19 protein-coding genes, 2 pseudogenes and 1 riboswitch are annotated in these 25,577 nt (G+C 65.8%); of the genes and pseudogenes, 8 read left to right on the top strand and 13 right to left on the bottom strand.

Annotation, left to right across the window (positions count from 1 at the left end):
• Positions 1-84 precede the first annotated feature (84 nt).
• The 3 genes from ACQ86E_RS13445 to ACQ86E_RS13435 form a co-directional block, all read right to left on the bottom strand.
• Positions 85-693: a 2-hydroxychromene-2-carboxylate isomerase gene (locus ACQ86E_RS13445; RefSeq protein WP_431205789.1), complete on the bottom strand. Its 609-nt coding sequence runs from the start codon at positions 691-693 to the stop codon at positions 85-87.
• A gap of 102 nt (positions 694-795) precedes the next feature.
• A complete protein-coding gene (locus ACQ86E_RS13440; protein ID WP_431205788.1) occupies positions 796-2,145 on the bottom strand; it encodes an MATE family efflux transporter in 1,350 nt (449 codons plus the stop codon).
• Between the two features lie 83 nt (positions 2,146-2,228).
• The gene (locus ACQ86E_RS13435) at positions 2,229-2,825 is read right to left on the bottom strand and encodes a DUF2239 family protein (protein ID WP_431206468.1); all 597 of its coding nucleotides are present in this window, start codon (positions 2,823-2,825) and stop codon (positions 2,229-2,231) included.
• Positions 2,826-2,974: 149 nt separating this feature from the next.
• Between ACQ86E_RS13435 and ACQ86E_RS13430 the strand changes: the two are divergent.
• Positions 2,975-3,641 (top strand): annotated as a pseudogene (locus ACQ86E_RS13430) (glutathione S-transferase family protein).
• A gap of 26 nt (positions 3,642-3,667) precedes the next feature.
• Here the strand turns inward: ACQ86E_RS13430 and ACQ86E_RS13425 are convergent.
• Positions 3,668-4,963, bottom strand: a complete 1,296-nt coding sequence (locus ACQ86E_RS13425) for an MFS transporter (RefSeq protein WP_431205787.1) — start codon at positions 4,961-4,963, stop codon at positions 3,668-3,670.
• Between the two features lie 97 nt (positions 4,964-5,060).
• Positions 5,061-6,811 (bottom strand): annotated as a pseudogene (ggt, locus tag ACQ86E_RS13420) (gamma-glutamyltransferase).
• 100 nt (positions 6,812-6,911) lie between these two features.
• On the opposite strand from ggt, the gene ACQ86E_RS13415 reads away from it, so the two are divergent.
• Entirely contained in the window at positions 6,912-8,321 is a 1,410-nt protein-coding gene (locus tag ACQ86E_RS13415; RefSeq protein WP_431205786.1) for an MFS transporter, read from the top strand.
• Positions 8,322-8,418: 97 nt separating this feature from the next.
• Here ACQ86E_RS13415 and purH read toward each other — a convergent pair whose 3' ends face one another.
• The 3 genes from purH to ACQ86E_RS13400 all read right to left on the bottom strand — a co-directional run bounded on the left by purH (position 8,419) and on the right by ACQ86E_RS13400 (position 13,397).
• Positions 8,419-10,011 (bottom strand): bifunctional phosphoribosylaminoimidazolecarboxamide formyltransferase/IMP cyclohydrolase, encoded by a 1,593-nt coding sequence (purH, locus tag ACQ86E_RS13410; RefSeq protein ID WP_431205785.1) that lies wholly within the window; start codon positions 10,009-10,011, stop codon positions 8,419-8,421.
• 24 nt (positions 10,012-10,035) lie between these two features.
• Positions 10,036-10,117, bottom strand: a riboswitch (ZMP/ZTP riboswitch).
• Positions 10,118-10,176: 59 nt separating this feature from the next.
• Complete coding sequence (locus ACQ86E_RS13405; RefSeq protein ID WP_431206467.1) at positions 10,177-11,895, bottom strand: heparinase II/III family protein; 1,719 nt, start codon at positions 11,893-11,895, stop codon at positions 10,177-10,179.
• A 155-nt stretch (positions 11,896-12,050) separates the two neighbouring features.
• Positions 12,051-13,397, bottom strand: coding sequence for an RsmB/NOP family class I SAM-dependent RNA methyltransferase (locus ACQ86E_RS13400; protein ID WP_431205784.1), 1,347 nt, complete (start codon positions 13,395-13,397; stop codon positions 12,051-12,053).
• Positions 13,398-13,582: 185 nt separating this feature from the next.
• On the opposite strand from ACQ86E_RS13400, the gene ACQ86E_RS13395 reads away from it, so the two are divergent.
• Together ACQ86E_RS13395 and ACQ86E_RS13390 are read left to right on the top strand one after the other, a co-directional pair.
• Complete coding sequence (locus ACQ86E_RS13395; RefSeq protein ID WP_014438893.1) at positions 13,583-13,780, top strand: DUF1674 domain-containing protein; 198 nt, start codon at positions 13,583-13,585, stop codon at positions 13,778-13,780.
• Between the two features lie 56 nt (positions 13,781-13,836).
• Complete coding sequence (locus tag ACQ86E_RS13390; RefSeq protein ID WP_431205783.1) at positions 13,837-14,427, top strand: thermonuclease family protein; 591 nt, start codon at positions 13,837-13,839, stop codon at positions 14,425-14,427.
• A 55-nt stretch (positions 14,428-14,482) separates the two neighbouring features.
• Here the strand turns inward: ACQ86E_RS13390 and ACQ86E_RS13385 are convergent, their stop codons facing one another.
• Positions 14,483-14,998: a L,D-transpeptidase gene (locus ACQ86E_RS13385; protein ID WP_431205782.1), complete on the bottom strand. Its 516-nt coding sequence runs from the start codon at positions 14,996-14,998 to the stop codon at positions 14,483-14,485.
• A 418-nt stretch (positions 14,999-15,416) separates the two neighbouring features.
• Positions 15,417-17,363, bottom strand: coding sequence for an acetate--CoA ligase (gene acs, locus ACQ86E_RS13380; RefSeq protein WP_431205781.1), 1,947 nt, complete (start codon positions 17,361-17,363; stop codon positions 15,417-15,419).
• A gap of 415 nt (positions 17,364-17,778) precedes the next feature.
• On the opposite strand from acs, the gene ACQ86E_RS13375 reads away from it, so the two are divergent.
• Positions 17,779-18,948 carry a DNA topoisomerase IB gene (locus ACQ86E_RS13375; RefSeq protein WP_431205780.1) on the top strand — a complete coding sequence of 390 codons (1,170 nt, stop codon included), beginning with the start codon at positions 17,779-17,781 and terminating at the stop codon, positions 18,946-18,948.
• Between the two features lie 21 nt (positions 18,949-18,969).
• Here ACQ86E_RS13375 and ACQ86E_RS13370 read toward each other — a convergent pair whose 3' ends face one another.
• From ACQ86E_RS13370 to tsaD, 3 genes are all read right to left on the bottom strand, one after another.
• Positions 18,970-19,383, bottom strand: a complete 414-nt coding sequence (locus ACQ86E_RS13370) for an EVE domain-containing protein (protein ID WP_431206466.1) — start codon at positions 19,381-19,383, stop codon at positions 18,970-18,972.
• 115 nt (positions 19,384-19,498) lie between these two features.
• Positions 19,499-20,479: an NAD(P)H-dependent glycerol-3-phosphate dehydrogenase gene (locus ACQ86E_RS13365; protein WP_431205779.1), complete on the bottom strand. Its 981-nt coding sequence runs from the start codon at positions 20,477-20,479 to the stop codon at positions 19,499-19,501.
• A 2-nt stretch (positions 20,480-20,481) separates the two neighbouring features.
• Complete coding sequence (gene tsaD / locus ACQ86E_RS13360; RefSeq protein ID WP_431205778.1) at positions 20,482-21,555, bottom strand: tRNA (adenosine(37)-N6)-threonylcarbamoyltransferase complex transferase subunit TsaD; 1,074 nt, start codon at positions 21,553-21,555, stop codon at positions 20,482-20,484.
• Positions 21,556-21,717: 162 nt separating this feature from the next.
• Here tsaD and ACQ86E_RS13355 point away from each other — a divergent pair, with 162 nt between their 5' ends.
• The 3 genes from ACQ86E_RS13355 to ACQ86E_RS13345 all read left to right on the top strand — a co-directional run bounded on the left by ACQ86E_RS13355 (position 21,718) and on the right by ACQ86E_RS13345 (position 25,538).
• Entirely contained in the window at positions 21,718-22,479 is a 762-nt protein-coding gene (locus ACQ86E_RS13355) for a uroporphyrinogen-III synthase (RefSeq protein WP_431205777.1), read from the top strand.
• Positions 22,480-22,544: 65 nt separating this feature from the next.
• On the top strand, positions 22,545-23,774 hold the full coding sequence (locus tag ACQ86E_RS13350; protein ID WP_431205776.1) for a hypothetical protein: 1,230 nt from the start codon (positions 22,545-22,547) through the stop codon (positions 23,772-23,774).
• 36 nt (positions 23,775-23,810) lie between these two features.
• Positions 23,811-25,538 carry a heme biosynthesis protein HemY gene (locus tag ACQ86E_RS13345; protein ID WP_431205775.1) on the top strand — a complete coding sequence of 576 codons (1,728 nt, stop codon included), beginning with the start codon at positions 23,811-23,813 and terminating at the stop codon, positions 25,536-25,538.
• The last annotated feature ends 39 nt before the right edge of the window (positions 25,539-25,577 follow it).

The raw sequence follows: 25,577 nt of genomic DNA, 5'->3' as shown, positions 1-25,577 counted from the left end.
CGAATGGCGAGTAGGAAGTAGCGAATAAGGCAGCATACGCCGAAATGCGAGTAACGTTTTCGACTACTCGCTATTCGCCATTCGCTACTCGCCCTTCACCATCTCCTCGACCTCGCGCAGCTGCTCCTTGCCGAAGAACATCTCGTTGCCGACGAAGAAGGTCGGCGAGCCGAACGCCCCGCGCGCGACCGCGTCCTCGGTGTTCTTGATCAGCTTTCCCTTCACGTCCGGCTCCTGGGCCCGGGCGAACAATTTTTGGGCATCGAGGCCGGAGGAGGCCAGTGCTTTCGCAGCGACTTCAGGGTCGTCCATCTTCTTTGGCTCGCGCCACATGTGGTGGAAAGCGGCCTCGACATATTTCTCGAACACGCCCTCGGCCTGCGCCGCGATGGCGGTGCGCATCAGGTTCAGCGTGTTGACCGGGAAAAAGGGATTCATGACGTAAGGCTTGACCTTGAAGCGCTTGATGAAGCGCTCGGTCTCGACCGTCTGGAATTCACGCTTGTTCTTGATACCGGCGAGCGTCTCGGCCGGCGACTTGTTGTTGGTCGACTTGAAGATGCCGCCGAGCAGGATCGGCACGTATTCGAATTTGACGCCGATGCGCTGCTCGATCGCCGGGATCGCGAGGTGGCTCAGATAGGCGTTCGGGCTGCCGAAATCGAACAGGAACTGGGGGGCTGTGCGGGTCAAAATCGTTCTCCCTGACCTGGCTTTTTGATCTGGCTTTCACGCATTGTGGCGCAGGGTGCGCCACAGGTCCACCGTTTAATGATGGTCATAATATCTTGATGATCAGATCGAGCGCCGGATCGCCCGCCTGCGCCAAACCAGGACGTAATAGCCCATCTGCAAAACGAACATGGCGCAGAACACGATGGGATAGGCGGCCCATACACCTTCAAGGCCAATGGCGCGGCTCAGGATCACCGCGGATGGCAGCTCGATCGCGACAATGGCGAAAATCGCCAGCAGCATCGGCGTCAGCGCCACGCCCGCGGCCCGCATGGCGCCGGAAAACACCGTCGCCATGCCGAACGGCACCGAGCTCCACAGGGCGATGAAGAGCAACTCCTTCGCCAGATCGAGCACGGCGCCGTCGGTGATGAAGAGGCCGAGGACCGCGCGCTGTGCCAGGTAGATCAGCGCGACCAGCCCGCCTGTCAACACGAGGTTGAACGCGAGGCCGGTGCGGACGATGCCGTCGAGCCGTGTCCTGTTCCCGCCGCCTACCGCTTGGGCACCGAGGATCGACACTGCGATCGAAATCGACATCGCCGTGAACTGCGTGTAGCCCATCACCTGGTTGACGGCACCATAGGCGGCGGTGGCCCTGGAGCCGAAGCCGTTGACGAGGCCGAGCAGAACCAGCTCGGCGATCGCCATCGCCACCATGCCGATCGCGCTCGGCAGGCCGATGCCGAGGATTTTTCCGAGCATGGCGCGATCGAGCCGCAGATGTCGCAGCAATGCAGCATCAAGTGCGAGCGCATGTTTGGTCCCCCGCAGATAGACGGCCAGCACGATCAGCGTCAGCGCGTTGGAGATCGCGCCCGCCCAGGCCGGACTGGTGATGCCGACAGCGGGCAAGCCGAACGATCCCCTGATCAGCATCGGCGTCAGGATCAGGCCAATAGCGGTCGATAACGCCAGTGCCAGCAGCGGCGTCAGTGCATCGCCGACACCGCGGATCATCGCCGTCATCAGCATGAAGACGAATCCGAGCGGCATCGTCAGCAGCATGATGCGCGCATAGGCGCCGGCTTGATCGAGAATGTCCGCGGGTGTCGCAAGCGCGATCATCAATTGCCGGCTGAAAACTCCGCCGACCAGTGCGATCGGGATCGACAGCAGCATGCCGACCGCGAGCGTCGTACCGACGACGCTTCGGATCCTGCCGTGTTCGCCCGCGCCAAAGGCCTGACCGATGAGCACGGTCGCGCCTGCGCTCAGGCCCATGACGAACGCGAACAGGAAGAAAATCACCGGGAAGAAGACCGACGCGGCTGCGAGTGCATCAACGCCGATCATCTGGCCGAGATAGACGTTGCTGACGGTGCCGAACAGCGACTGCAGCGCGTTGCTCAGCATGAGCGGTACGAGGAAGCGGAGGAACGTTGTCCAGAGCGGCTTTGCTGCGGGCATGGTTGGGCCTTTCATCAGGGCGTGCGAAGCCGTTGCCGCGCAATGCGCGGCTCGGCCGTCGATGGGGTTATGAGTGAGCGCGCCTAGGCGCGGTCGCTGGTGGCGAGCTTGACGATGTGGTCGCGGATGTCGGCGGGCCACTCGGCGATCAGTCCGGTAAAGCGGCGCCGGTCATCCGCAAACAGCGCGCGCGAGGCTTCCTCGAACTGCGGCAGGTTGCCCGCCATGGTCGACATGAAGTGATAGGCCGCATCGCGCGCCTGCCGCTCGCGGTCCTTGTCGCCGGTGGCGCGCCTGGCTTCCTCGACGAGCTTCCGCAACGCGACCGAAGCGCCGCCCGGTTGCGCGTTGAGCCACTCCCAGTGCCGCGGCAGCAGCGTCACTTCGCGCGCGATCACGCCGAGCTTCGGCCGCCCCCGTCCGCGCGGCTCGGTCGATGGTGCGGTCTCCTCAACCGGCGGCGGGACAAGCTTTGCCAACCGCGCCAGCACCTCGCGATCCCCGCCGCGCAGATCGAAGTCGATCGATCGGCCCGTGGCGTCCTCGAAGATGATGATGGTCTCGTCCGGCCGCGGCGCCATTCGCTTGACGACCAGCGCAACCTCGCCGGCCGGCCCGGACGCCAGGCGGCGGTGGCCTTGGAAAGCGGTGAAAGTCCGTTGCATTGGAATCATTGCCATATCGACGACGTTGGACATTTTAATACCCGGGTAAATTGTGAACGTCAATATACCCGGATGAAATAACCTCGCGGATCGCTCGACATTGCAGTCCCGGGCTGGCACGAACGCGCGGCTGATCGACCACGCCTAGCCTGGGGACCCCACCGATGCTGACCGTCCACCATCTCAACAATTCCCGTTCACAGCGCGTGCTGTGGCTGCTCGAAGAGTTGGGCGTCCCCTACGAGATCGTGCGCTATCAGCGCCAGCCGGACATGCGCGCGCCGAAGGAACTGCGCGCGATCCATCCGCTGGGCAAGTCGCCCGTCATCACCGACAACGGCAACACCGTCGCCGAATCAGGTGCCATCATCGAATATCTCATCGCCACCTACGGTAACGGCCGGCTGATCCCGCCGCCGAACACACCGGAGCGGCTGCGCTTCACCTACTGGCTCCACTATGCGGAAGGCTCCGCGATGCAGCCGTTGCTGTTGAAGCTGCTGTTCACGCTGATGCCGAAGCGTGCGCCGGCGCTGCTGCGCCCGCTGGTGCGCAAGGTCTCGAATCAGGCGCTCACCGCGCTGGTCAATCCGCAACTCAAGCAGCACATGGATTATTGGGAAGGCGAGCTTGCAAAGAGCGAGTGGTTCGCGGGCAACGAGTTCACCGCCGCCGACATCCAGATGAGCTTTCCGTTGGAAGCGGCGCAAGCGCGTGGCGGACTGGAGCTCGGTCATCCCAAGGCGATGGCGTTCCTGGAGCGCATCCACGCGCGGCCGGCGTATGCCCGAGGCGTTGGAAAAGGGCGGGCCGTATCAGGTGGGGCGGTAAGTTTCCTCACCGCCCCGGGAATAAGATCAATCCGCGTGCAGGACGCGGCCGCGTGTCTCCGGCAGCGCGAAGGCTGCGATGAAGAACAGCGCGTAAGCGGCGACCGCGAATATCGCGATCGCATTCGCAAGCGACGTCGATGCCGACAGCGCGCCGACGAGGAACGGAAACAGTGCGCCAATGCCGCGGCCGAAATTGTAGCAGAAGCCCTGGCCGGAGCCGCGCAGCCGGGTCGGATAGAGCTCGGTCAGGAACGCGCCGATCCCGGAGAAATAGCCCGAGGCGAAGAAGCCGAGCGGGAAGCCGAGCACCCACAGGATCTCATTGGTCAGCGGCAGCTGCGTGTAGAGCAGCACCACGGCCATCGCGCCGATCGAGAAGGTCAGGAACAGATTGCGCCGTCCGATCCGGTCGGCGAGCCAGGCGCCGGTGAGATAGCCGATGAAGGAGCCGATGATCAGCGTCGACAGATATCCGGTCGAGCCGACGATCGACAGATGCCGCTCCTTGGTCAGGAACTGCGGCACCCAGAACGTGATGGCGTAATAGCCGCCCTGGCAGCCTGTCGCCATCAGCGACGCCAGGATCGTGGTCTTGAGGATCGGGCCTGAAAAGATCTCCCAGAGCGCCGGGCGATCGCCGCTCGCGGCCTGCCTGGCGCGCGCCTCGGCTGCGACTTCGGGCTCGGTGACGGAGCGGCGGATATAGAACACCAGCAGCGCCGGCAGCGCGCCGATCACGAACATCCAGCGCCACGCCGTCTCCGGCGGCAAAGCCGAGAACAGGATCGCCTGCGACAGCACGGCGAGGCCCCAGCCGACGGCCCAGCCCGACTGCACCGAGCCAACTGCGCGTCCGCGATATTGCGGCCGGATCGCCTCGCCCATCAGCACGGCACCCGCCGCCCATTCGCCGCCGAAGCCGAGACCGAGCACGGCGCGCGCGATCAGCAGCTGTTCGAAATTCTGCACGACGGCACAGACCAGCGAGAAGAACGAGAACCAGATGATGGTGATCTGGAGCGTCCTGACACGGCCGATATGGTCGGAGAGATAGCCGCCGAGCCAGCCGCCAATCGCCGAGGCCAGCAGCGTCACCGTGCCGGCGAGACCGGCGGAGGCGGCATCGACTTTCCACAGTGCGATGATGGTGCCGATCACCAGCGGATAGATCATGAAGTCCATGCCGTCGAGCGCCCAGCCAGCCGCGCAGGCCCAGAACGTCCGGCGCTCCGGCGGGTTCATGTCGCGATAGAAGGCGAGAAGGCTGGTGTCTTCGATCTCGGCGCGCTCGATGCGCCCGGTCGGATCGGTCGTGGTCATGTGCGTTTCCCCGGCAGTGTTTTAAGCCCGCGCGGTCGTAGCACGGGCGGCAGCCGGAGCAAGGCGGCGCGCGCGCTCTAGCTATGCAACATCCGGGTTACTGCCCCGCGGCTGCCGCGCCGCGCGTGCGGGGATCGGGCGCGCCAAGTGGCCCGTTCGGGGTCACGAGAATCGAATTGGCGGATGTCTGTCCCATCGGCTCGATGATGTGATGGTCCATCGCCTTCAGCTCGACCAGCACGTCCTCCGGGAAACCGCGCTCGATGCGCACCTCGTCCGGCAGCCATTGGTGATGCAGCCGCGGAGCGGCAACGGCGGCGGCTACATCCATCTTGTAGTCGAGCACGTTGACGATCACCTGTAGCACGGTCGAGATGATGCGACTGCCGCCTGGGGATCCTGTCACCAGCACCGGCTTGCCGTCCTTCAGCACGATGGTCGGCGACATCGAGGACAGTGGCCGCTTGCCGGGTCCAGGCAGATTGGGTTCATAGCCGACGAGGCCGTAGGCGTTGGAAGCGCCGACCGCTGCGGTGAAATCGTCGAGCTCGTTGTTGAGCAGCACGCCCGTGCCCTCCGCGATGAGCCCGACGCCGTAGCTGAAGTTCAGCGTGTAGGTGTTGCTGACGGCGTTGCCGCGACTGTCGACGACTGAAAAATGCGTGGTGTTGGTGCCCTCGCGCGGCGCGGGAGGGTGGAAACCAGATCCTTCGACGGCGTGGCGCGAGCAGCGGAGATGCCGGCGCGCAGCTTGGCCGCGTAGTCCTTCGCGGTCAGCGTCTCGATCGGCGCAGTGACGAAGGCGGGATCGCCGAGATAGCGCGCCCTGTCCGCATAGGCGCGCTTCATCGCCTCGATCAGCAGGTGCAGCGATGCCGGCGATCCCTGCTTCAAATCTCCGAGCTGGAAACCCTCGAGGATGTTGAGGGTCTCGACCAGCACCACGCCGCCCGAGGACGGCAGCGGCATCGAGACGATGTCGTAGCCGCGATAGGTGCCGCGCACTGGCGCGCGGATCACCGCCTGATACGCTTTCAGATCGGCCGGCGTCATGATGCCGCCGGCATTGGATACGGCCTTGGCGAGTCTGTCGGCGACTGCGCCCTCATAGAAGCCGCGCGAGCCCTGCGCCGCGACGGCCGAGAGCGTTTCGGCGAGGTCGCTCTGCACGAGCGTGTCGCCTTCGACGAGCGATGTGCCGTCGGGCCGCGAGAAGATTTTTGCGGAGGACGGCCAGCGTGCGAGACGCCGATGCCAGCCCGGCAAGGTGTCGGCCATGTCGTCGGCGAGGATAAAACCGTCGCGCGCGAGCGAGATCGCAGGCTCGATCAATTGCGCCAGCGTGAACTGGCCCGAACCGTATTTCTCCAGTGCCAGAGTGAGACCCGCCACCGTGCCGGGCACGCCAATGCCGAGCGCGGAATCGCGCGACTTCGCGACGTCGGGCTTGCCGTCGGACCCAAGGAAGATTTGCGGTGTGGTTGCGGCCGGAGCGGTCTCGCGATAGTCGATCGTGACGTCCTCGTTGCGTTCGGCCGAATGGATCACCATGAAGCCGCCGCCGCCGATATTGCCGGCGCGCGGATAGGTCACCGCCATGGCAAAGCCGGTGGCGACCGCTGCGTCGACCGCGTTGCCGCCGCGCCTGAGGATATCGGCGCCGACCTGCGCAGAAATTCTCTCCTGCGCCACCACCATGCCGTGCTCGGCGGCGACGGCCTGCACGGTGTCGAGCGCAGGTGGAATATAGGCCCGCCGCGCATCCTGCGCGGTGGCGGATGCAAGACCAAACGCCAGAGTGGCAATGACGGCGAAAAATGTCCGCCGTGTCGGATATGACGACATCATCGAGCTTCCGCCGTGGCCTCAGGCCGGTTCACACGTGCTGCTGCAATGCTATACGGTTTGCCCTGAGACAGGCAAAACTGTTCGTGAAGAGGACTGCGTGATGACGACGATCGCCCCGGATGCGCGCATGCCAAGCGCGCAGCGGACCTATCCGCCGCGCGCAGCTGTCGTCAGCTGGATCTTCTTCGATTGGGCTGCGCAGCCCTATTTCACGCTGATCACGACCTTCGTGTTCGCTCCCTATTTCGCCACCGGCATTGCGCCCAATCCCGCCACCGGGCAGTCGCTGTGGGGTTTTACAATGGCGGCAGCAGGCCTTGCGATCGCGCTGATGTCACCCGTCCTCGGCGCCATCGCAGATGCGTCAGGTCGGAGGAAGCCCTGGATCGCGGCGTTCGGAACGCTGCTGGTGCTGGCGGCCTCCACGCTGTGGATCGGCAAGCCCGGTGATCCCTCCATCATTCCACCCCTGTTGCTGGCGGTGGCGCTCGCCAGCGTCGGCGCCGAATTCGCCACCGTCTTCAACAACGCGATGATGCCGACCCTGGTGCCGCCGGAACGTATCGGCCGGCTCTCGGGCACCGGCTGGGCCACGGGTTACATCGGCGGCATCGTCAGCCTGGTCATCGTGCTCGGCTTTCTTGCCGCCAATCCCGAGACCGGCCGCACCCTGCTCGGCTTCAAGCCGCTGTTCGGGCTCGATCCGGTCAGCCATCAGGGCGATCGCATCGTCGGACCGCTGACCGGACTGTGGTTCATCATCTTCGTGACGCCGCTGTTCCTGTTCACGCCGGATTATCCCGCGAAGCGCCCGGTGCGCGAGGCGCTGCACGCAGGACTGTCGGAGCTGAAGCATTCGATCAGGAGTTTGCCGCAGCAGAAATCGCTGGCGGCATTCCTGCTCGCCAACATGATCTACACCGATGGCCTGGTGTCGCTGTTCGCGTTCGGCGGCATTTATGCCGCGGGCACGTTCGGCTGGCACACGATCCAGATCGGCAGCTTCGGCATCATGCTCGCGATCGCTGGTACGTTCGGCGCATGGCTCGGTGGCAAGCTCGACGATTTCCTGGGGCCGAGGCGCGTGATCGCCGGCAGCTTGCTGCTGCTCCTGCTCGCGGTGGCGGCGATCCTTCTGGTCGACAAGGACAGCGTGCTGTTCGTCAAGGTCGCGCCGCCGCAGCCGGGCGCTCCCCTGTTCTCGAGCGCGGCCGAGCGCGCCTATCTCGTGCTGGGCTGTCTGATCGGTGCCGCCGGTGGGCCATTGCAGGCGGCTTCGCGCACGCTGCTGATCCGGCTCGCGCCGAAGGATCGCATCGCGCAGTATTTTGGGCTGTTTGCGCTGACGGGGAAAGTGACGTCCTTCATCGGTCCGCTGTTGATCGGCATGATTACCGCGGTGACGGCGAGCCAGAAGGCCGGCATGGCCGTGCTTGTGGTGTTCTTCGTCGCGGGGCTGGGACTGCTGATGCGGGTGCGGGAGGAGCAAAGCTCCGCCGTCGTCCCGTAGCCCGGATGGAGCGCAGCGCAATCCGGGACAGTCATCGTGAGGTGACGAGCTCCCGGATTTCGCTTCGCTCCATCCGGGCTACTCTGTCGTCGAGAAATCAATGCCTGAAGTGCCGTGTCCCCGTGAACACCATGGCGATGCCGTGCTCGTCGGCGGCCTTGATCACCTCGTCGTCGCGCATCGAGCCGCCGGGCTGCACCACGGCGGTGGCGCCGGCTTCGATGCAGGCGAGCATGCCGTCGGCGAACGGGAAGAATGCATCCGACGCCACCACCGAGCCCTTGGTGAGCGGCTCGGCGAGCTTCAGCTCGGCCGCCGCATCCTGGGCCTTGCGCGCCGCGATCCGGGCTGAATCCACCCGGCTCATCTGGCCCGCGCCGATGCCGACGGTAGCGAGATCCTTGGCGTAGATGATGGTGTTGGACTTGACGTGTTTTGCGACACGGAACGCGAATTTGAGGTCGCGCATCTCGGCTTCGGTCGGCGCGCGCTTGGTCACGACCTTGAAGGTCATGTCGTCGACCACGGCGTTGTCGCGGCTCTGCACCAGCAGGCCGCCGGCCACCGTCTTGGCGGTGAGGCCGGGCGCGCGCGGATCTGGCAGGCTGCCGGCGAGAAGCAGCCGCAGGTTCTTTTTCCCGCCGATGATGGCGATCGCCTCCTCGCTGGCATCCGGCGCGATGATCACCTCGGTGAAGATCTTCGTGATCTCGCGCGCGGTGTCGGCATCCAGTGCACGGTTCATCGCGATGATTCCGCCGAAGGCCGAGGTGGAATCGCAAGCCAGCGCCTTGCGATACGCGCTGACGAGGTCGGCCCCCTCCGCGACGCCGCAGGGATTGGCGTGCTTGACGATCACGCAGGCCGCAGTGCGCTTGGCGTCGAACTCGCCGATGCATTCATAAGCCGCATCGGTGTCGTTGATGTTGTTGTAGGAGAGCTCCTTGCCCTGCAGCTGCCGCGCGGTGGAGACGCCCGGGCGCTTGTCCGGCGTCGCATAGAATGCGGCGGTCTGGTGCGGATTCTCGCCATAGCGCAGCGACTGGATCAGCTTGCCGCCGAACGCACGGAAGTCGGGCGCGTCAATCTCGAGCTGGCGATTGAACCAGTTCGAGATCGCGGCATCATAAGCGCCGGTGCGCGCATAGGCCTTTGCGGCAAGCCGTCTGCGCAGTTTTAGCGTGGTTGCGCCGTTGTTGGCAGCGAGCTCGTCGAGCACGGCCTGATAGTCCTGCGCCTCGACCACGACGGCGACGTCGTCGTGGTTCTTGGCGGCGGCGCGGATCATCGCGGGGCCGCCGATGTCGATGTTCTCGATGCAATCCTCGAAGCCGGCGCCTTTGTCGACGGTCGCTTCGAATGGGTAGAGATTGACGACGAGGAGATCGATCGGCGCGATGCCGTGCGTCTTCATCGCTTCCGCATGCTCCTTGTTGTCGCGGATAGCGAGCAGGCCGCCATGCACTTTCGGATGCAGCGTCTTGACGCGGCCATCCATCATTTCGGGGAAGCCGGTGAGGTCGGAAACGTCTTTCACCTTCAAGCCTGCCGCGGCGATCGCCTTGGCGGTGCCGCCGGTCGAGATCAGCTCGACATCATGCGCGGCAAGTGCCTTGGCGAACTCGATCAGGCCGGTTTTGTCGGAGACGGAAAGCAGAGCACGGGTGACGCGGCGGGGATGGTCAGTCATGAGCAAGATCCTCTGTCTTAGGAGTGTCTATGCCCAGGCGCGCGGCAGATATGTGTCGCGCTTCCCGATGGTGCTCCATCCAAGGTCGCCAGTCGCGCGAACGAGGGCTCGATAGCAGCTTTTGGCCGTTTTCACAACGACGAGATGGGGCCGGATCGAGCGCGTCTACAGCGGAAGTTCCGGCTCGCGACGGGCGTTGCGGCGGGCGTTGGTGATCGCCGGCGACGCGGTGGAGCGGACAAAGCTCCAGCGGATCGAGGGCGCCTGGCGGGCATCCTGCCGGATCACGATCTGCGCGGTGCGGCGCGGCCCGTCGTTACCGGCCAGGAACACGCTGTCCTCGAGGTCGACCTTGTCGTCCAATGCTTCGAAAGTCCAGACGTCGCGGTTCGGCAGCACCAGCATGACGCCGCGGGCATCCGACAGCCGGCTCGCCTTCACCGCGGGATGCAGATGGAAGCGCAGGGCGAAATCGGCGTCCGCGCCCTTGAAACGTCCGCCCTGCGGCGGCGACAGCGTATCCTCGCCGTCGATCCGCGCACCGTCATTGGCGATCATCAGCACGCGGCGATGGATTGCGCCGAACTTGGCGAGATAACCGTCATGCGACGTCGTGAGCAGCGTGCCGTTCTGCACGATCTCGCGATAGCTCTCGACCTCGACCGGGCCGCTGGTGACCGGCGAGCCGTGCAACAGGCGCTTCATCGCCGACATCTCGACGAACTGGCATGAGGACGTCTCGTGATAGGTCAGCGTCGAATGCGCCGCGGTGCCGCGCGCGAACGGACGCCAATTGTCCCGGCCGGTGGTGGGCATGCCGCAATTGGTGACGATGCGGCTGATGCCGGAGGACAGTTCGAACGACAGGCAGCCGGCATGGGCGTCGTGGCTGACACCGGCCGGCGGCGGTGGGCCCGTGTCGATGATCACGGTGGTCTGGCCGGCATCGAGGCGCTGGAAACCGGTATGCGGCATGTTCGCCATTGGCGCGCCGTGAGTGTCGTCATAGGCGAGCAGCGTCGCGAGCAGATCCGAGGGCGTCGCGCTCATGCCGTTGAACAGCGCAAAATTGCCGTCGCCGTGCCGGAAAAAACGCAGCATCGGCATCATGCGGTCGATCGCGTTGAGCAGCGCCGGCGGCGGCGCGATGTTGCGTGCGGCGAAGGTCTGCCGCAGCGGCAACAGGTCGATCAGGAGCTCGATCAGCGCACCGGGATTGCGCGATATGTGTCCGCCATCGGGCAGGATCTGCCGCTGCAACTCGTCCGAAAGCTTTTTCGACGCGCTGCGGATCTGGCCCGCCTGGTTGGCAAGGCACAGTGAAGCATAGCACAGCGCGATCAGAACCTGCAGCTTCGGCACACCATCGGGAATGTCGACCATGGTGTAGCGCAGAAGGCGGATTTCGCGTGCCAGCGCGCGCAGATAACGGCGGTAGAATTTGTTGTCGGTGTCGTTGAGCACCAGGGGTGCCTGCGATAGCAGCGAGATCACGCGCCGCGCCAGCACGTCGGCGCGCCGCGCGACAGCGCGGCGTTTGTTGCTCGGATTGGCGATCCAGTCCTCGACCAGCGCGCGCGCATTGGCGCGCGTCAGCGCGGTGTCGGCGGCACGCAAATGGCGCAGCCAGCCGAAGCCGAGCAGCGCGACTTCCCAGTCCTCCGACGGCGGTTCGAGATCGAAGATCGAGCGGCCGTGGCAATTGACGATCTTGCCGGCGAAGACGAAGCGGCCGGCATAGATCTCGGCGGCCCGCGTCGCATCCGCGGTGCGCAAATCATGCGGCGCGATGATCAGCCGATCAGTGCGGCCGGGCCAGACCCGCGACAGCGCAACGGAACCGCCGCTCGCGCGCGCGAGCATGTTCCGCGCGAAGCGGTTCATCACCAGCGTCGAGATACGTCTGCGTTGAGCGACCGACACGCCTTGCCTTGAAGGGGGAGAGGATGAGCGACGAATCCTTATTAATCCCAAAATCGGACGGCTGACACCACCTTGAAAGGGTGCGAATCAGCGCCGCCGCAAAAACCGGTGCAAAATCAGGATTTAACGAGCCGGGCCGCGTAGAATCCGTCGAGCCCGCCGAGCTTGGGATCTGCGTTCGGCAAGTGGCTGGGCAGGGTGCGCAGGTCGCCGTCAGCGGTGATGATCTCGCCGAGCCCAAACACCTCGGAAGCGTCGATCGGGACGCGTCGCAGGCCGGGCTCCGCTTGCAGCAGCGCGGCGATCGCCTGCTCACCCTCTTCGGGTTCCAGCGAACAGGTGCAATAGATCAATGTTCCGCCGGGCTTGAGCAGCGAGACGGATTTCTTCAGCAGCCGCTGCTGGAGCGTGCTCAAAGCGGCGATGTCCGATTCCTGCCGGAGCCATGCGACGTCGGGATGTCGTCGGATCGTGCCGGTCGAGGTGCAGGGCGCGTCGATCAGGACGCCGTCGAAACCCTCGGCCGGGCCGGCCCAGTCCACAGCGTCAGCGACGACGGTCTCGGCCTGGAGCGACAACCGCGCCAGATTCTCGCGCAGACGTGCCACCCGGGCAGGTGAGCGGTCGATCGCCGTGACATGCGCGCCTGCCAGCGCCAGTTGCGCGGTCTTGCCACCGGGGGCAGCGCACAGATCGGCGATGGACTTGCCTTTGATGTCGCCGAACAGTCGCGCCGGCAGCGCTGCGGCGGCGTCCTGCACCCACCATTGTCCCTCGGCAAAGCCGGGCAGCACCGTCACCGAACCGTGCAGCACCGTACGCACCGATCCGGTCGGCAGCACCTCGCCATGCAGCCGGCTCGCCCATTGTGCGGCGTCCGACTTCACGGTGAGATCGAGCGAAGGTTCATGGCCGAGCGCCATCGCCATGTCTCTAGCGGTAGCCTCGCCGTAATGCGCGCTCCAGCGCGCGACCATCCAGGGCGGCAGGTCCAGCGATTGCCCGGCGACTTCATCGACCAGCGCCTTGCCCTCGCGCGCGCAGCGGCGCAGCACGGCATTGACGAGGCCGGCATAGCGCGCGGCGCGCCGGTCGGATTGCACGAGGCGGACGGAGAGATCGACCGCGGCGTGATCGGGAACATCCATCCAGAGAATCTGCGCGGCGCCGATCAGGAGTGCGCTTTGCGCGCGCGGCGCGTCGGAGGGAACGCCCTTGTCGAGCAGGCGGGACAGCACATGGCCGAGCGTGCCGAGCCGGCGCAGCACCGTCGCGACCATGCGCCGCATCAGCGCGCGGTCGCGGTCGGCGAGTGTCTTCAGCGCGGGATGGGCACCGCTGCCGTCGAGCTGGTCGTCGAGCGTGCGGTGCTTGTGCAGCACGCCGTCGACGATGTCGGCGGCAATCCGCCGCGCCGCGAGACCGGGCACTTCGGACGGAGGAGCGAAACGTTGAGATGGCATGCGGCTTAAGGTTCTTAGCGAGCGGCAGTTCCGCCGATGGGGCGCATGCCTTAACAAACAAGCTGTGGCACGCGAATATGCCAAATGTAAGAATGGCCTGCCGCGTTTACATCCCGTCGGGACCATTTCAGCAATGCGTTATTGGACGTCGCAGGCCTTCCGATCCTGCGCTAGGAACCCGGACGATGAGTGACGAGCCCTCCGTTCCCGATCGCAAGCAGCTCCCGCCAGCCGCCCAGCGCGCGCTGGCCGAAGCCGAGGCGCGCCGGCAGGCCGCGGCGGCGCATGCCGAAGCGGCACCGAAGGAATTACAGGGACCGAAGGGCCCCGAACCCACGCGCTATGGCGACTGGGAACGCAAGGGCATCGCCTCGGACTTTTGAGGCACCGGCTCTCGGCACCCTTGCCGGCCCGGCCGACTCAGCCCTAGCGTGCGCGGATGCCGCGTTTCGACCCCAGCCATCCCTATCGTCCCTCCTATGGTGGTTCGCCATTCGGCCGACATTTCTCGGGGCTGTTGCCGTGGATGTTCGTCGTCGGGGTCATTGTGGCGAGCGTGCTGGTCTGCCGGCACGGGGCCGGTTGGCCCATTCCGCATGCCAATTACGGACAATCGCGCGATGCCGAGATCATTCTGCAGCAGTCCGGCAGCTCCGACATGCGTCACCCGGTCGACGTCGTCCGCACCATCGATGGCGACACTTTCCTCGCGCGTGTGCACCAGCGCGACGGCCGCGACCTGATCGCGCGTGTCAGGCTGCGGGGCATCGATGCGCCCGAGATGAAAGCATCCTGCCAGGATGAGCTGGACAAGGCCGAAGCCGCCAGCGACGCGCTGCGCAATTTGCTCGGCCAGGGCGGCGTCACGATCACCAATCTAGGCCAGGACAAATACGGTCGCGTTCTCGCCGACGTCGCGACCAGACGCACCGCCAATGTCTCGGCGGCGCTGCTCGCGGGCGGTCATGTGCGCAGCTACAATGGCGGTCACCGCGACGGCTGGTGTGCCCGGGGCTGGCGCTTCTGGTGACAAAAAAGCCGCGTCGTCGGACGCGGCTTTTGCAACTCCGTGCCGATGTTGGCGATCAGCGCGTCACGACCACCGTCGTGCCGACGGAAACGCGGCCGTAGAGGTCGGTGATGTCGTCGTTGAGCATGCGGATGCAGCCGTAGGAGACGAAGCCGCCGATCGAGCCCGGCACGTTGGTGCCGTGGATCGCATATTCGCCGCCGGCCAGCGTCATCGCCGCGACGCCCATCGGATTGCGCGGCGAACCGCCGGGAATGACATCGGGAATGCTCGGCTTGTCGCGCTTCACCTCGGCGGGCGGTGACCAGGCCGGGTTGCGATATTTGCCGTCGATGCGGGTGGTCCCGGCCCACTGCTTGCCGGACTTGCCGACACCGACCGGATAGCGCACCGCGTGGCCGCTATCGAGGATGAGATAGAGCCGCCGCTCGTTGGTTTTCACCACGATGGTGCCCGGCGAATAATCGGCCAGGTGCGCCCCCACCATTTCCGGCCGCGCCTGCGCCGCCGTCGACATCAAGATCCCGGCCCCGATGGTGGCGGCAAGCGCCACTGCAATCCTCATCGACATCAATTTTCCCCCTCGCCCCGAACGGGTCGTCCAAATTCACGCAAAACCGGCAATTGCCAGCTTGCCCAGACATTCTTAACCGCGCCTGTTAACCGGATGGTTTCCACACACAGCTGCCAAGGGCCAGCCAGCAGGGGGAACAAAGGAAAAGTTCGAAATAAAGTAAATGACCTGAAAACAACACTCGGCGGGAAAGGTGCGGCCGTGACGGTGCGCGCCCTGACAAATGCGTGAGGGTGTGAACGGCTGTTATTCTTGAAGGCGCGAAACGCAGTGTCGTGTCCCGGACGCAGATCCGAGACCCAGCTCTTCTTTCTACCGATCGGTGAGCCCCGGCCCTGCAGCGCGCCGCGACTGGACGATGCTTCGCATCGCCAGGAGTGCGCGCTGCGCTACGTCCGGGGGACGAGGCTCGGGCTTATGCCGGCTTCTTGTTCTGCCGGTGCTTGACGAGATCATCGACCACGCCAGGATCGGCCAGGGTCGAGGTGTCGCCGAGGCTGCCCGGCTCGTCTTCGGCGATCTTGCGCAGGATGCGGCGCATGATCTTGCCGGAGCGCGTTTTGGGCAGGCCGGGTGCGAACTGGATCTGGTCGGGCGAGGCGATCGGTCCGATCTCCTTGCGCACCCAGGTGACGAGCTCCTTGCGCAGTTCGTCGGTCGGCTCGATGCCGGACATCAGGGTGACGTAGGCGTAGATGCCCTGGCCCTTGATGTCGTGCGGGAAGCCGACCACGGCGGCTTCCGACACCTTCTCATGCGCGACCAGCGCGCTCTCGACTTCGGCCGTTCCCATGCGATGGCCGGAGACGTTGATGACGTCGTCGACGCGGCCGGTGATCCAGTAATAGCCGTCGGCATCGCGCCGGCAGCCGTCGCCGGTGAAATACTTGCCCGGGTATGTCGAGAAGTAGGTCTGCTCGAAACGGGCGTGATCACCATAGACCGTGCGCATCTGACCCGGCCAGGAACGCGTGAGACAGAGATTTCCGGTGGTCGCGCCTTCCAGCGTCTTGCCGTCGGCATCGACGATTTCAGGCACCACGCCGAAGAACGGCTGCGTCGCCGAGCCCGGCTTGAGTTTGGTCGCACCCGGCAGCGGCGTGATCAGGATGCCGCCGGTTTCGGTCTGCCACCAGGTATCGACGATCGGGCAGCGGTCGTCGCCGACGACGCGGTGATACCACTCCCACGCTTCGGGATTGATGGGTTCGCCGACCGAGCCGAGCAGGCGCAAGCTCGCGCGCGAGGTCTTCTTCACGGGTTCGTCGCCGCTCTGCATCAGCGCGCGGATCGCGGTCGGTGCGGTGTAGAAGATGTTGACCTTGTGCTTGTCGATCACGTTCCAGAACCGCGAATTGTCCGGGTAGTTCGGCACGCCTTCGAACATCAGCGTGGTCGCGCCGTTGGCGAGCGGTCCGTACAGAATGTAGCTGTGGCCGGTGACCCAGCCGACGTCGGCGGTGCACCAGTAGATGTCGCCGTCATGATAGTCGAACACGTATTGATGCGTCATCGACGCGAACACGAGGTAGCCACCCGAGGTGTGCAGCACGCCCTTGGGCTGGCCGGTCGAGCCCGAGGTGTAGAGGATGAACAGCGGATCCTCGGCGTGCATATGCTCGGCCGGGCATTCCGTCGTCACCATCGCAGCGGCCTCGTGATACCAGAGGTCGCGGGTGGGGTTCATGTCGACCTTGCCGCCGGTGCGCTTGACCACGACGACCCAGTCGACGCCGTCGGCCTTGGCGAGCGCCGCATCCACATTGGCCTTCAGCGGCACCTTCTTGCCGCCGCGCAGGCCTTCGTCCGCCGTGATGACGATCTTGGATTGGCAGTCGTTGATGCGCTGGGCGAGGCTGTCGGGCGAGAAGCCCGCGAACACCACGGAATGGATCGCGCCGATCCGTGCGCAGGCCAGCATCGCGTAGGCCGCTTCCGGGATCATCGGCAGGTAGATGGTGACGCGGTCGCCCTTCTTGACGTTGCGGGTGCGCAGGATGTTGGCCATCCGGCAGACCTCGTCGTGAAGCTCCTGATAGGTGATGTGCTTCGACTGCGAGGGATCGTCGCCTTCCCAGATGATCGCGGTCTGGTTGGCGCGCGTGTGCAAATGCCGGTCGATGCAGTTATGGGCGACGTTGAGGACTCCGTCCTCGAACCATTTGATCGAGATGTTGCCGGGCGCGAAGGAGACGTTCTCGATCTTGGTCGGCGCGTGCATCCAGTCGATGCGCTTGGCCTGCTCCGCCCAGAAGGCGTTCGGGTCCGAGATCGAGCGCGCGTACATGTCCTTGTACTTGGCCTGGTCGATCCAGGCGCGCTTGGCCCATTCCGCGGGGACGTCGTAGATCTTCTCGGACATATCTTCCCTCCACCTGCGGCAAGCCGGGGCAAAGGCCGCCAGCCAGCCCGCTTGATCGTTGAACCGATTATGCGTCGGGCTAACCGGACCCGACAAGGAGCACAAGCTGGACCTTCGGCGAGCGGCCGGCCATGCGGAGGATCAAGGCACCGGGTGTGGCTGTCGTAAATCTGAAGCAGCCTGAGGGGAGGGCCTCGAGGGTCTTTACCGAGATCCTGGGAATGGGCCGGCGCAGGACGCCCATGCTCCCTCGACGGTATCCAGGGACCGGCTGTCACTGATTCGGGACTCGCAATGCCGTTCGGAACACCCTAAGTGGCTAATCCGGGTCCCAAAGAGACCCTCCAAGGGCTCCTTGGAACAAACATCAGAACAGCGGCATTACCGACAACGGACAGGGCTAAGGCTTAAGACCATGATGGATCAGCAGAATCTCGGGACGATACGGCCCGCTTCGGCCGATCCGACTGCTGTTGCTCTAGCCAAAGCCCTCGGACAATGGCCGAAGCCCGCCGTTTCGGGGCGCCCCAGCCCGAAAAAGACCTTCGACACGGCCTCCCCAACCTCGGTTGAGGAGATCGCCAAGGAGCTGGGCTTGCGGCTCGGCGACCAGAACGAGCTGAAGATCCGGCGCATCAAGCGCGGCAAGGGCTACTCCTTCGTCCGCCCCAACGGCGCGCATATTCGTGACGCCCGCACCATCCGACGGCTGCATGCCATGGCGGTGCCGCCCGCCTATCGGGAGGTGCGCTACTCGGCCGATCCGAGCTCGCATCTCCAGGCCGTGGGGCGCGATGCCGCGGGACGGCTGCAATATCGCTATCACGCCGATTGGGAGAAGGTCCGCGAGCACCGCAAGGCGCATCGACTGGAAAAGCTCGTTGGTGCGCTGCCGAAGATCCGGCGCAAGGTTTCCGCGTTTCTCTCCGGCGACGAGCCGACGCGCGAGTTCGCGCTCTCGGCCGTGATCGAGCTGATCGCGCGCACCGCGATCCGCCCCGGCAATGAATCCTACGCTCGCCTCAACGGCACCCGCGGCGCGACCACGCTGCTGAAATCCAACGTCTCGCTGGAAGACGATTGCTTCGTGCTGACGTTCAAGGCGAAGGGCGGCAAGGCAGTGCGGAAGGAATGCGACGCGGCCAAGCTGGTGCGCGCCATCGGCATTCTGCAGGGCGTACCGGGAAAGCGCATGTTCCAGTACCGCGACGCCTACGGCATCGTGCGCGCGGTCAGCACCACGCAGGTGAACGCGTTCCTGCGCGAGATCGCAGGCATCAAGATTTCACTGAAGGATTTCCGCACCCTGATGGCCTCCGCCGTCGTCGTCGAATCGCTGTCGCGGATCACGCCGGCGACCAGCCAGCGCGGCCGCAAGAAGCAGGTGCTGGATGCGATCCGCGCCGCTGCCGACAAACTCTCGAATACGCCGGCAATCTGCCGCAAGAGCTACGTCCACGACACCATCGTCACCGCCTTCGAGGACGGCATTCTGGAGCGCTTTGCAGCCACGATGAAGGGCCAGCGTTCGCAGGCGCGGCGTGAGCAGTTGTTGCAGCAGGTGGTTGCGACCGCGGCGGTGTGAGCAAGCTTCAGCAGCGGCGAGCTACAGCCCGCCCATCTTGCAGACGAGCTTCCACTCCTCCGCGGTCACCGGCTGCACCGACAGCCGCGAATATTTCACCAGCGCCATGTCGGCGAGCTTCTTCTCCGCCTTGATCGCGGCCATCGTCACCGGCGTCTTCAAGGGCTTGTCGGCCTTGATGTCGACGCAGACGAACTTCTCGGTCTTGTCGGTCGGATCGGGATAGGCTTCCTTGATGATCTCCGCGATGCCGACGATCTCCTTGCCCTCGTTGGAATGATAGAAGAACGCCTTGTCGCCCTTCTTCATGTTCACGAGGTTGATGCGCGCGGTGTAGTTCCGCACGCCGGTCCAGGCCTCGCCCTTGGCACCCTTCGCCACCTGCTGGTCCCAGGACCACACCGACGGTTCGGATTTCACCAGCCAATAGTTCATCGCGCGCCCCGTCTGTTCGTCATGGCCGGGCTCGTCCCGGCCATCCACGCCTTCTTCGATCGTCCAATATCAAGACGTGGATGCCCGCGACAAGCGCGGGCATGACGAAAGTCCGTCATTCCTCTGCCTTGAAGGGCCGCATCAGCAACCCCGAGATCGCGGCGTCGATCGTGCTCCTGCCGCTCAGGATCGAAGCGACCGCCTCCGAGACCGGCATCTCGATGTTGTGCGAAGCCGCGAGCTCGATCAGCACCGGCGCGGTGAACTCACCCTCGGCAAGCTTGCCGGCTGGCGGCTGCTCGCCACGGCCGAGTGCGAGGCCGAGTGCGAAATTGCGTGATTGCGGGCTCGCGCAGGTCAGGATCAAGTCGCCGAGACCGGACAGGCCGGTGAGTGTTTCGCTGCGCGCACCCAGCGCGCGGCCGAGCCGCGTCAGCTCGGCAAAGCCGCGGGTCGTGAGCGCGGCCTGGGCGGAGGCGCCGAGCTTGCGCCCGGCAGCGATGCCGACCGCGATCGCCAGCACGTTCTTGGCGGCGCCGCCGATCTCTACGCCGCGGATGTCGGTGGAATGATAGGGCCGAAACGTCGGCGAGCCCAATGCCTTCACCATCGCGCTTGCCAGCGCGTCGTCCTTCGCCGCCAGCGTCACCGCCGTCGGCAAGCCGCGCGCGACGTCGTCGGCAAAGCTTGGGCCAGACAGGATCGCCGGCTGCGCATGCGGCGCGGCTTCGGCGATCACGTCGGTCATGAACTTGTGGGTGCCGTGCTCGATGCCCTTGGCGCAGGCGACGATCGGGACCGACTTTGCCAGATGCGAGGCCAGCATGTTGACCGCGCCGCGCAGATGCTGCGCCGGCGTCGCGATCAGCAGCATGTCCGCGCCCGCGGCTTCCGCGAGCTCGTGCGTGACGACGATCTCCGGCGCCAGCCGAACGCCAGGCAGCCGTGGATTATCGCGGGTCGATGCGATCCGCGTCGCATGCTCCGTATTGCGCGCCCACAGCGTCACGCTCCGCCCGGCGCGCGCCGCCATCGTCGCCAGCGCCGTGCCCCAGGCACCCGCCCCGATCACCCCGACCGAGTCGAACGCAGCCATCGTCAATATCCCGCCCGCGTCTTGCCGTAGCCCGCCGGCGCGGTGGCGTTCGCGTCGAGCATCCAGCGCGCGCGGGGCTGCGCTTCCATCGTATCGGTCAGGCCGAGTGCGAGGCGTTCGGCGCCGGCCCATGCGATCATCGCGCCGTTGTCGGTGCAGAGCGCGGGCGGCGGCATGATCAATTGCGTCCCGGCCTGCCGCGCCACGTCATGCAGCGCGCCACGGATCGCCTGATTGGCGGCGACGCCGCCGGCCGCCACCAGCGCATGCGGCGCGCCGAACCGTTCGCGGAAAAGCCTCAAGCCAACCCGCAGCCGGTCGGCGGTGGAGTCCAGCACGGCAGCCTGGAAGCTTGCGCAGAGGTCGCTGATGTCCTGCGGCGTGATCTCGGCGAGCCGGCTCGCTTCGTTGCGCACCGCCGTCTTCAATCCTGATAGCGAGAAGTTGGCATCGGGGCGCCCCTGCATCGGCCGCGGAAACGCAAAGCGCGTAGCATCGCCATGGGCCGCGGCGCGTTCGACCTGCGGCCCGCCCGGGTAGGGCAGGCCCAGCATCTTCGCGACCTTGTCGAAGGCCTCGCCGATGGCGTCGTCGACCGTGGTGCCGAGTCGCACATACTGGCCGACGCCGGTGACCGCGACGATCTGGGTATGGCCGCCGGAGGCGAGGAACAGGCAGTAGGGAAATTCAACCCCGTCGGTCAGGCGCGGCGTCAGCGCGTGTGCTTCGAGATGGTTTACCGCGACCAGCGGCGTGTCATGAACCATTGCGATCGCTTTCGCGGTGGTGAGCCCCACGATGACGCCGCCGATCAGCCCCGGCCCCGCGGCCGCCGCGACCCCGTCGAGCTGGGCGAAGCCGATGCCGGCCTCGCGCATCGCGCGGTCGATGATGCCGTCGAGCAGGTCGACATGTGCGCGTGCGGCGATCTCGGGCACGACGCCGCCGAAGCGGGCGTGCTCCTCGACCTGCGACCGGACGATGTTGGACAAAATCTTCCCGCTGCCGTCAGGCGCGCGCTCGATCACGGCCGCGGCGGTCTCGTCACAGGTGGTCTCGATGCCCAGTACCAGCATTGGCGAATTGTTATCCAATTTGCGCCCTTCTCACCCCCTTGCGCTCATCCGCAAAGCAGAGTTCTGGTACGTCCGGTAGCATTCCGGGGTCGGCCTGCGCAATCGTCACGCGCATCCATCCTCGTCAATGCGTCACCGCCACGTGATTCGGGAACACCTGCGATGTCCATTCTTGTCACACGGCCGCATCCCGACAACGAGGCGACGGCGGAGAATTTGCGCGCGCGGGGTCACGTGGTGCTGCTCGCGCCGGTGCTCAAGTTCGAGCCGGTCGCCTTCCATGACGAGAGTGAAGCGAACTACAGCGCCATCATCGTCACATCGGGAAATGCGATCCGGGCCGTTGCGCCGCAATTGCAGGACCATGGCTTGAAGAACCTTGGGCTGCTGAAGCTGCCGCTGTTCGCGGTCGGCGAGCACACGGCTGCCGCGGCGCGCGCCGCCGGTTTTGCCGAGGTGATCGTCGCGGCCGGCGATGCCGCAGCCTTGCGCGACAGAGTGATGCAGAGCGCGCGCGACAAGATGCTGAAGAAGAAAAGCACGCTGCTGTATCTGGCGGGTGCTGATCTGTCGCGCGATCTCGGCGCGGAACTTGGCGCCGAAGGATTCAACGTGGTGACGCAGACGACCTATCGCATGGCTCCGGTCACGGTGCTGCCGCGCGAGGTATGCGACGGCTTTGCCATCCATGGGATCGAGGCGGTGCTGCATTACTCCCGGCGCAGCGCGCGAGCTTTCCTGGATGCCGCGCGGGACGAAGGCGTCGAAATCTCGGCGCTGGCGATTCCGCAATGTTGCCTGTCCGAGACGGTCGCCAGCGTGCTGCGCGATGCCGGCGCGTCACAGGTTCTGGTGGCCGCAAGCCCGGACGAAAATGCCTTGTTTGACGCCTTGGAGCGTGCTTTGCGCACCCGTTTGGCGTAAGAGGTCGGGCCGAATCCGACGCAATCGGGTCCGTTTAGGGCATGTAAGTGTGAGGAACCGTCACGATGGCCGACGACAAGCCTGAAGACGCAGGGAAGCCTGAAGACTTACAATTGGCTCCCGAATCCGGCCGCGCCAAGCGCCCGCCGCCCACCATCGAGCTTGAGGCGACCGAAGTCTCCACCCAGCCGCGGGCGGTGGCGGGCGAGCCCGAGGCTCAGCCGTCGCCCGAGCAGGCCGCGCATGAGCAGGCCAGCGTCGACGAGGCCAAGCCTGACCTGGCCGAGCCTGACCAGCAACCGGAACCTGCCGAGGTGCAGGCCTCAGCTGCGGTCGTACCCCCGTCCGCGCCGGTGTCACCATGGGTCGTCGCTCCATTCGCCGGAGCGGCCGGAGCTGCGATCGTGATCGCGGTCGGCTGGATGCTGGGCTGGCCTTCTGTGCAGGCGCCGCCCGACGCGCCGCAGGTGACGAGCACGACGGTGGACGCGCTGAGTGGACGCGTTGCAGCGATCGAAACCAGAATTGGCAAGCCCGCGGCCGATCCGGCCATGGCGGCGCGGATCGATGCTCTGGAAAAATCGGTCGGCGCGTTGCGCGGCGACATCGCCAATCTGCGGGCGCAATCCGACAAGACCGCGAGCGCGTTGAACGATGCGAAATCCGCGCCGCGCGATGTTGCAGCATCTTCCGATCTCGCCAACCGCGTCGCGCAGCTCGAGCGCGCAAGCAAGACCGAACGCGCCGAGCTCGCACAACAGGGCGAGAAGATGGACGACAAGCCGCTGCGGCATGTGGTGGCGGCGACCCTGCTCGACGTTGCCGTTCGCCATGGCGACCCCTATCAGTCGCAGCTGTCCGCAGCGCGGTCGCTGGCGAGCAAGCCGGATGTGCTGAAGCCCCTCGACGCGTTCGCATCGTCGGGCATCCCGACGCCGGTCGCGCTGAGCCGCGAACTGCTCAACATCGTGCCGAAGCTCTCTCCGCCGGCAGAGGCTCCCGCCGCTGGTGCCGGCATCGTCGAGCGTCTCCAGGCAGGGGCATCGAAACTCGTCCGCATCGAGCGTACCGATGGTGTCGGCAACGACCGCGGCGCCATCGTCGCGCGGTTGACGGCCTCCGCACTGCGCAATGACTTTGTCGAAGCGCGGCGCGAGCTCAAGACGTTGCCCGAGGCCGATCGCGCGCCGGCGCAGGCCTGGCTCGACAAGGCCGATGCCCGCGATGCCGCGCTCGCCGCGTCCCGCAAATTCGCCGACGAAGCCATGGCGGATCTCGTCAAGCCCGCTCAATAAAGGTTCGCGCAACAATCTGCGCGTATAGGGATCGTCATGCTTCGCATCGTCCTCTTTCTCGTTCTGATCGCGCTGGCGGGCGCCGGCGCGGCCTGGGTTGCCGATCAGCCCGGCGATCTCGTCCTGACGGCTGGCAATCTCCGCGTATCGACGACGCTTCCCAGGTTCGTCTTCCTGCTCGGCATCTTTGCCGCGGCCGTCGTGCTGGCCTGGAGCATCCTGACGACGCTCTGGCGCACGCCGGGCCGTCTGCGCCGTCGTCGTCATGAGAAGCGCCATGCGCGCGGGCGCCACGCCATCACCCACGGCCTGCTTGCGATCGGTCACGGCGATACGGCGCTCGCCCGTCGGCACGCCGACACCGCGCGGCGGCTTGCCGCAAACGATCCGCTCGCGCTGCTGCTCCATGCACAGTCGGCGCAGCTCGAAGGCAATCGCGACGAGGCGCAGCGCGCCTTCCGCGCCATGGCCGAGCGCGAGGATACCCGCCTGCTCGGCCTGCGTGGCCTGTTCATCGAAGCGCAGCGCTCCGACGATGCGGTCGGCGCCGTGATGATCGCCGAGGAAGCCATCAAGTTGTCGCCGTCCTCGACCTGGGCTTCTCATGCCGTGCTCGGCTTCCGCTGCGCGCGCGGCGACTGGAGCGGCGCGCTTGCGATCCTCGATTCGAACCTGTCCGCGGGACTGATCGACAGGCAGGCCTATCGCCGTCAGCGCGGCGTGCTGCTCACCGCGCGGGCCCTGCAGCTGGAGACCATGGACCGCGACGTCGCGCGCGAGAGCGTGATGGAAGCGATCAAGCTCGCACCGACCCTGGTGCCGGCCGCGGTGCTTGCCGCGAAATTCGAGAGCGAGGCGCATCAGGTGCGCCGCGCGATGAAACTGGTCGAAACCGCTTGGCTCGCTAACCCGCATCCCGATCTCGCGGATGCCTATGCGCATGTGAAGCTCGGCGATTCCGCGCGGCAGCGCTTGCAGCGGGTGGAGACGCTTGCCGCCAAGACGCCTGCCGACAAGGCCGGCCATGTCGAGGGCCAGCTCGCGATCGCGCGCGCCGCGATCGATGCCTCCGAGTTCGACCGTGCGCGCGCGGTGCTGGCGCCTTACGTCAACGATCCGACCCAGCGCGTTGCGCTCTTGATGGCCGAAATCGAGCGCACCGAACATGGCGATGGCGGCCGCGCACGCGCCTGGACCTTGCGGGCGGTGCGCGCCCGCCACGATCCGGCCTGGACCGCGGACGGCTATGTCAGCGACCGCTGGCGTCCGGTCTCGCCGGTCACCGGCCGGCTCGATGCCTTCCAGTGGCAGACGCCGGTCGCGAGCCTGCCCTCCGACAGGGGGACGACAATCGAATCCTCGGCGTTCGAGGAAGCCATGCTGGCAGCCCCGCCGCCCAAGCGGGTGACGGCCGCGCCGAGCGAAAATCCGGAACCGGCTCCGGCTGCGACGCTCCCTGCCGCACAGGACAATTCGCCTGCGGCCGCGCTGGAAGAGCCGTCGGTCACGCCCGCCGAGCCGGTCGATCCGGCCCCCGCGCCCTCCGAATCACCGCCCGTGGCGGCAACTCCTGTCTTCAGGACCCGAGCCGACCTCGGCAAGCCTGCCCCCTCCCCGATCCCTGCCGTCGTCCCGATCATCCGCGCTCCTGATGATCCGGGGATCGACGACGAGGGTCCGAGCGATGAATTTACGGAACAAATCGGCACGCCCAAAGCCCAGGCCGGCGGCTGGCGCGGATTCTGGTCCCGCTGGGGCGCGTGAGGCGCATTTCGCGCCCCGCTTGTCCTTGCCAATTCGGGC

The organism is Bradyrhizobium betae, from assembly GCF_050632175.1.
Taxonomy (GTDB): domain Bacteria; phylum Pseudomonadota; class Alphaproteobacteria; order Rhizobiales; family Xanthobacteraceae; genus Bradyrhizobium; species Bradyrhizobium betae_B.
This window is presented reverse-complemented; position numbering and strand designations above follow the sequence as displayed.

Excerpts from the sequence above, each read along its gene's own strand:
- ACQ86E_RS13425 (WP_431205787.1), bottom strand. The coding sequence starts at position 4,963 with ATGACCACGACCGATCCGACCGGGCGCATCGAGCGCGCCGAGATCGAA.
- ACQ86E_RS13440 (WP_431205788.1), bottom strand. The coding sequence starts at position 2,145 with ATGCCCGCAGCAAAGCCGCTCTGGACAACGTTCCTCCGCTTCCTCGTA.
- ACQ86E_RS13370 (WP_431206466.1), bottom strand. The coding sequence starts at position 19,383 with ATGAACTATTGGCTGGTGAAATCCGAACCGTCGGTGTGGTCCTGGGAC.
- ACQ86E_RS13415 (WP_431205786.1), top strand. The coding sequence starts at position 6,912 with ATGACGACGATCGCCCCGGATGCGCGCATGCCAAGCGCGCAGCGGACC.
- ACQ86E_RS13435 (WP_431206468.1), bottom strand. The coding sequence starts at position 2,825 with ATGGCAATGATTCCAATGCAACGGACTTTCACCGCTTTCCAAGGCCAC.
- ACQ86E_RS13350 (WP_431205776.1), top strand. The coding sequence starts at position 22,545 with ATGGCCGACGACAAGCCTGAAGACGCAGGGAAGCCTGAAGACTTACAA.
- purH (WP_431205785.1), bottom strand. The coding sequence starts at position 10,011 with ATGACTGACCATCCCCGCCGCGTCACCCGTGCTCTGCTTTCCGTCTCC.
- acs (WP_431205781.1), bottom strand. The coding sequence starts at position 17,363 with ATGTCCGAGAAGATCTACGACGTCCCCGCGGAATGGGCCAAGCGCGCC.
- ACQ86E_RS13385 (WP_431205782.1), bottom strand. The coding sequence starts at position 14,998 with ATGTCGATGAGGATTGCAGTGGCGCTTGCCGCCACCATCGGGGCCGGG.
- ACQ86E_RS13355 (WP_431205777.1), top strand. The coding sequence starts at position 21,718 with ATGTCCATTCTTGTCACACGGCCGCATCCCGACAACGAGGCGACGGCG.
- ACQ86E_RS13400 (WP_431205784.1), bottom strand. The coding sequence starts at position 13,397 with ATGCCATCTCAACGTTTCGCTCCTCCGTCCGAAGTGCCCGGTCTCGCG.
- ACQ86E_RS13345 (WP_431205775.1), top strand. The coding sequence starts at position 23,811 with ATGCTTCGCATCGTCCTCTTTCTCGTTCTGATCGCGCTGGCGGGCGCC.
- ACQ86E_RS13390 (WP_431205783.1), top strand. The coding sequence starts at position 13,837 with ATGCCGCGTTTCGACCCCAGCCATCCCTATCGTCCCTCCTATGGTGGT.
- ACQ86E_RS13405 (WP_431206467.1), bottom strand. The coding sequence starts at position 11,895 with ATGAACCGCTTCGCGCGGAACATGCTCGCGCGCGCGAGCGGCGGTTCC.
- ACQ86E_RS13395 (WP_014438893.1), top strand. The coding sequence starts at position 13,583 with ATGAGTGACGAGCCCTCCGTTCCCGATCGCAAGCAGCTCCCGCCAGCC.
- ACQ86E_RS13375 (WP_431205780.1), top strand. The coding sequence starts at position 17,779 with ATGATGGATCAGCAGAATCTCGGGACGATACGGCCCGCTTCGGCCGAT.
- tsaD (WP_431205778.1), bottom strand. The coding sequence starts at position 21,555 with ATGCTGGTACTGGGCATCGAGACCACCTGTGACGAGACCGCCGCGGCC.
- ACQ86E_RS13365 (WP_431205779.1), bottom strand. The coding sequence starts at position 20,479 with ATGGCTGCGTTCGACTCGGTCGGGGTGATCGGGGCGGGTGCCTGGGGC.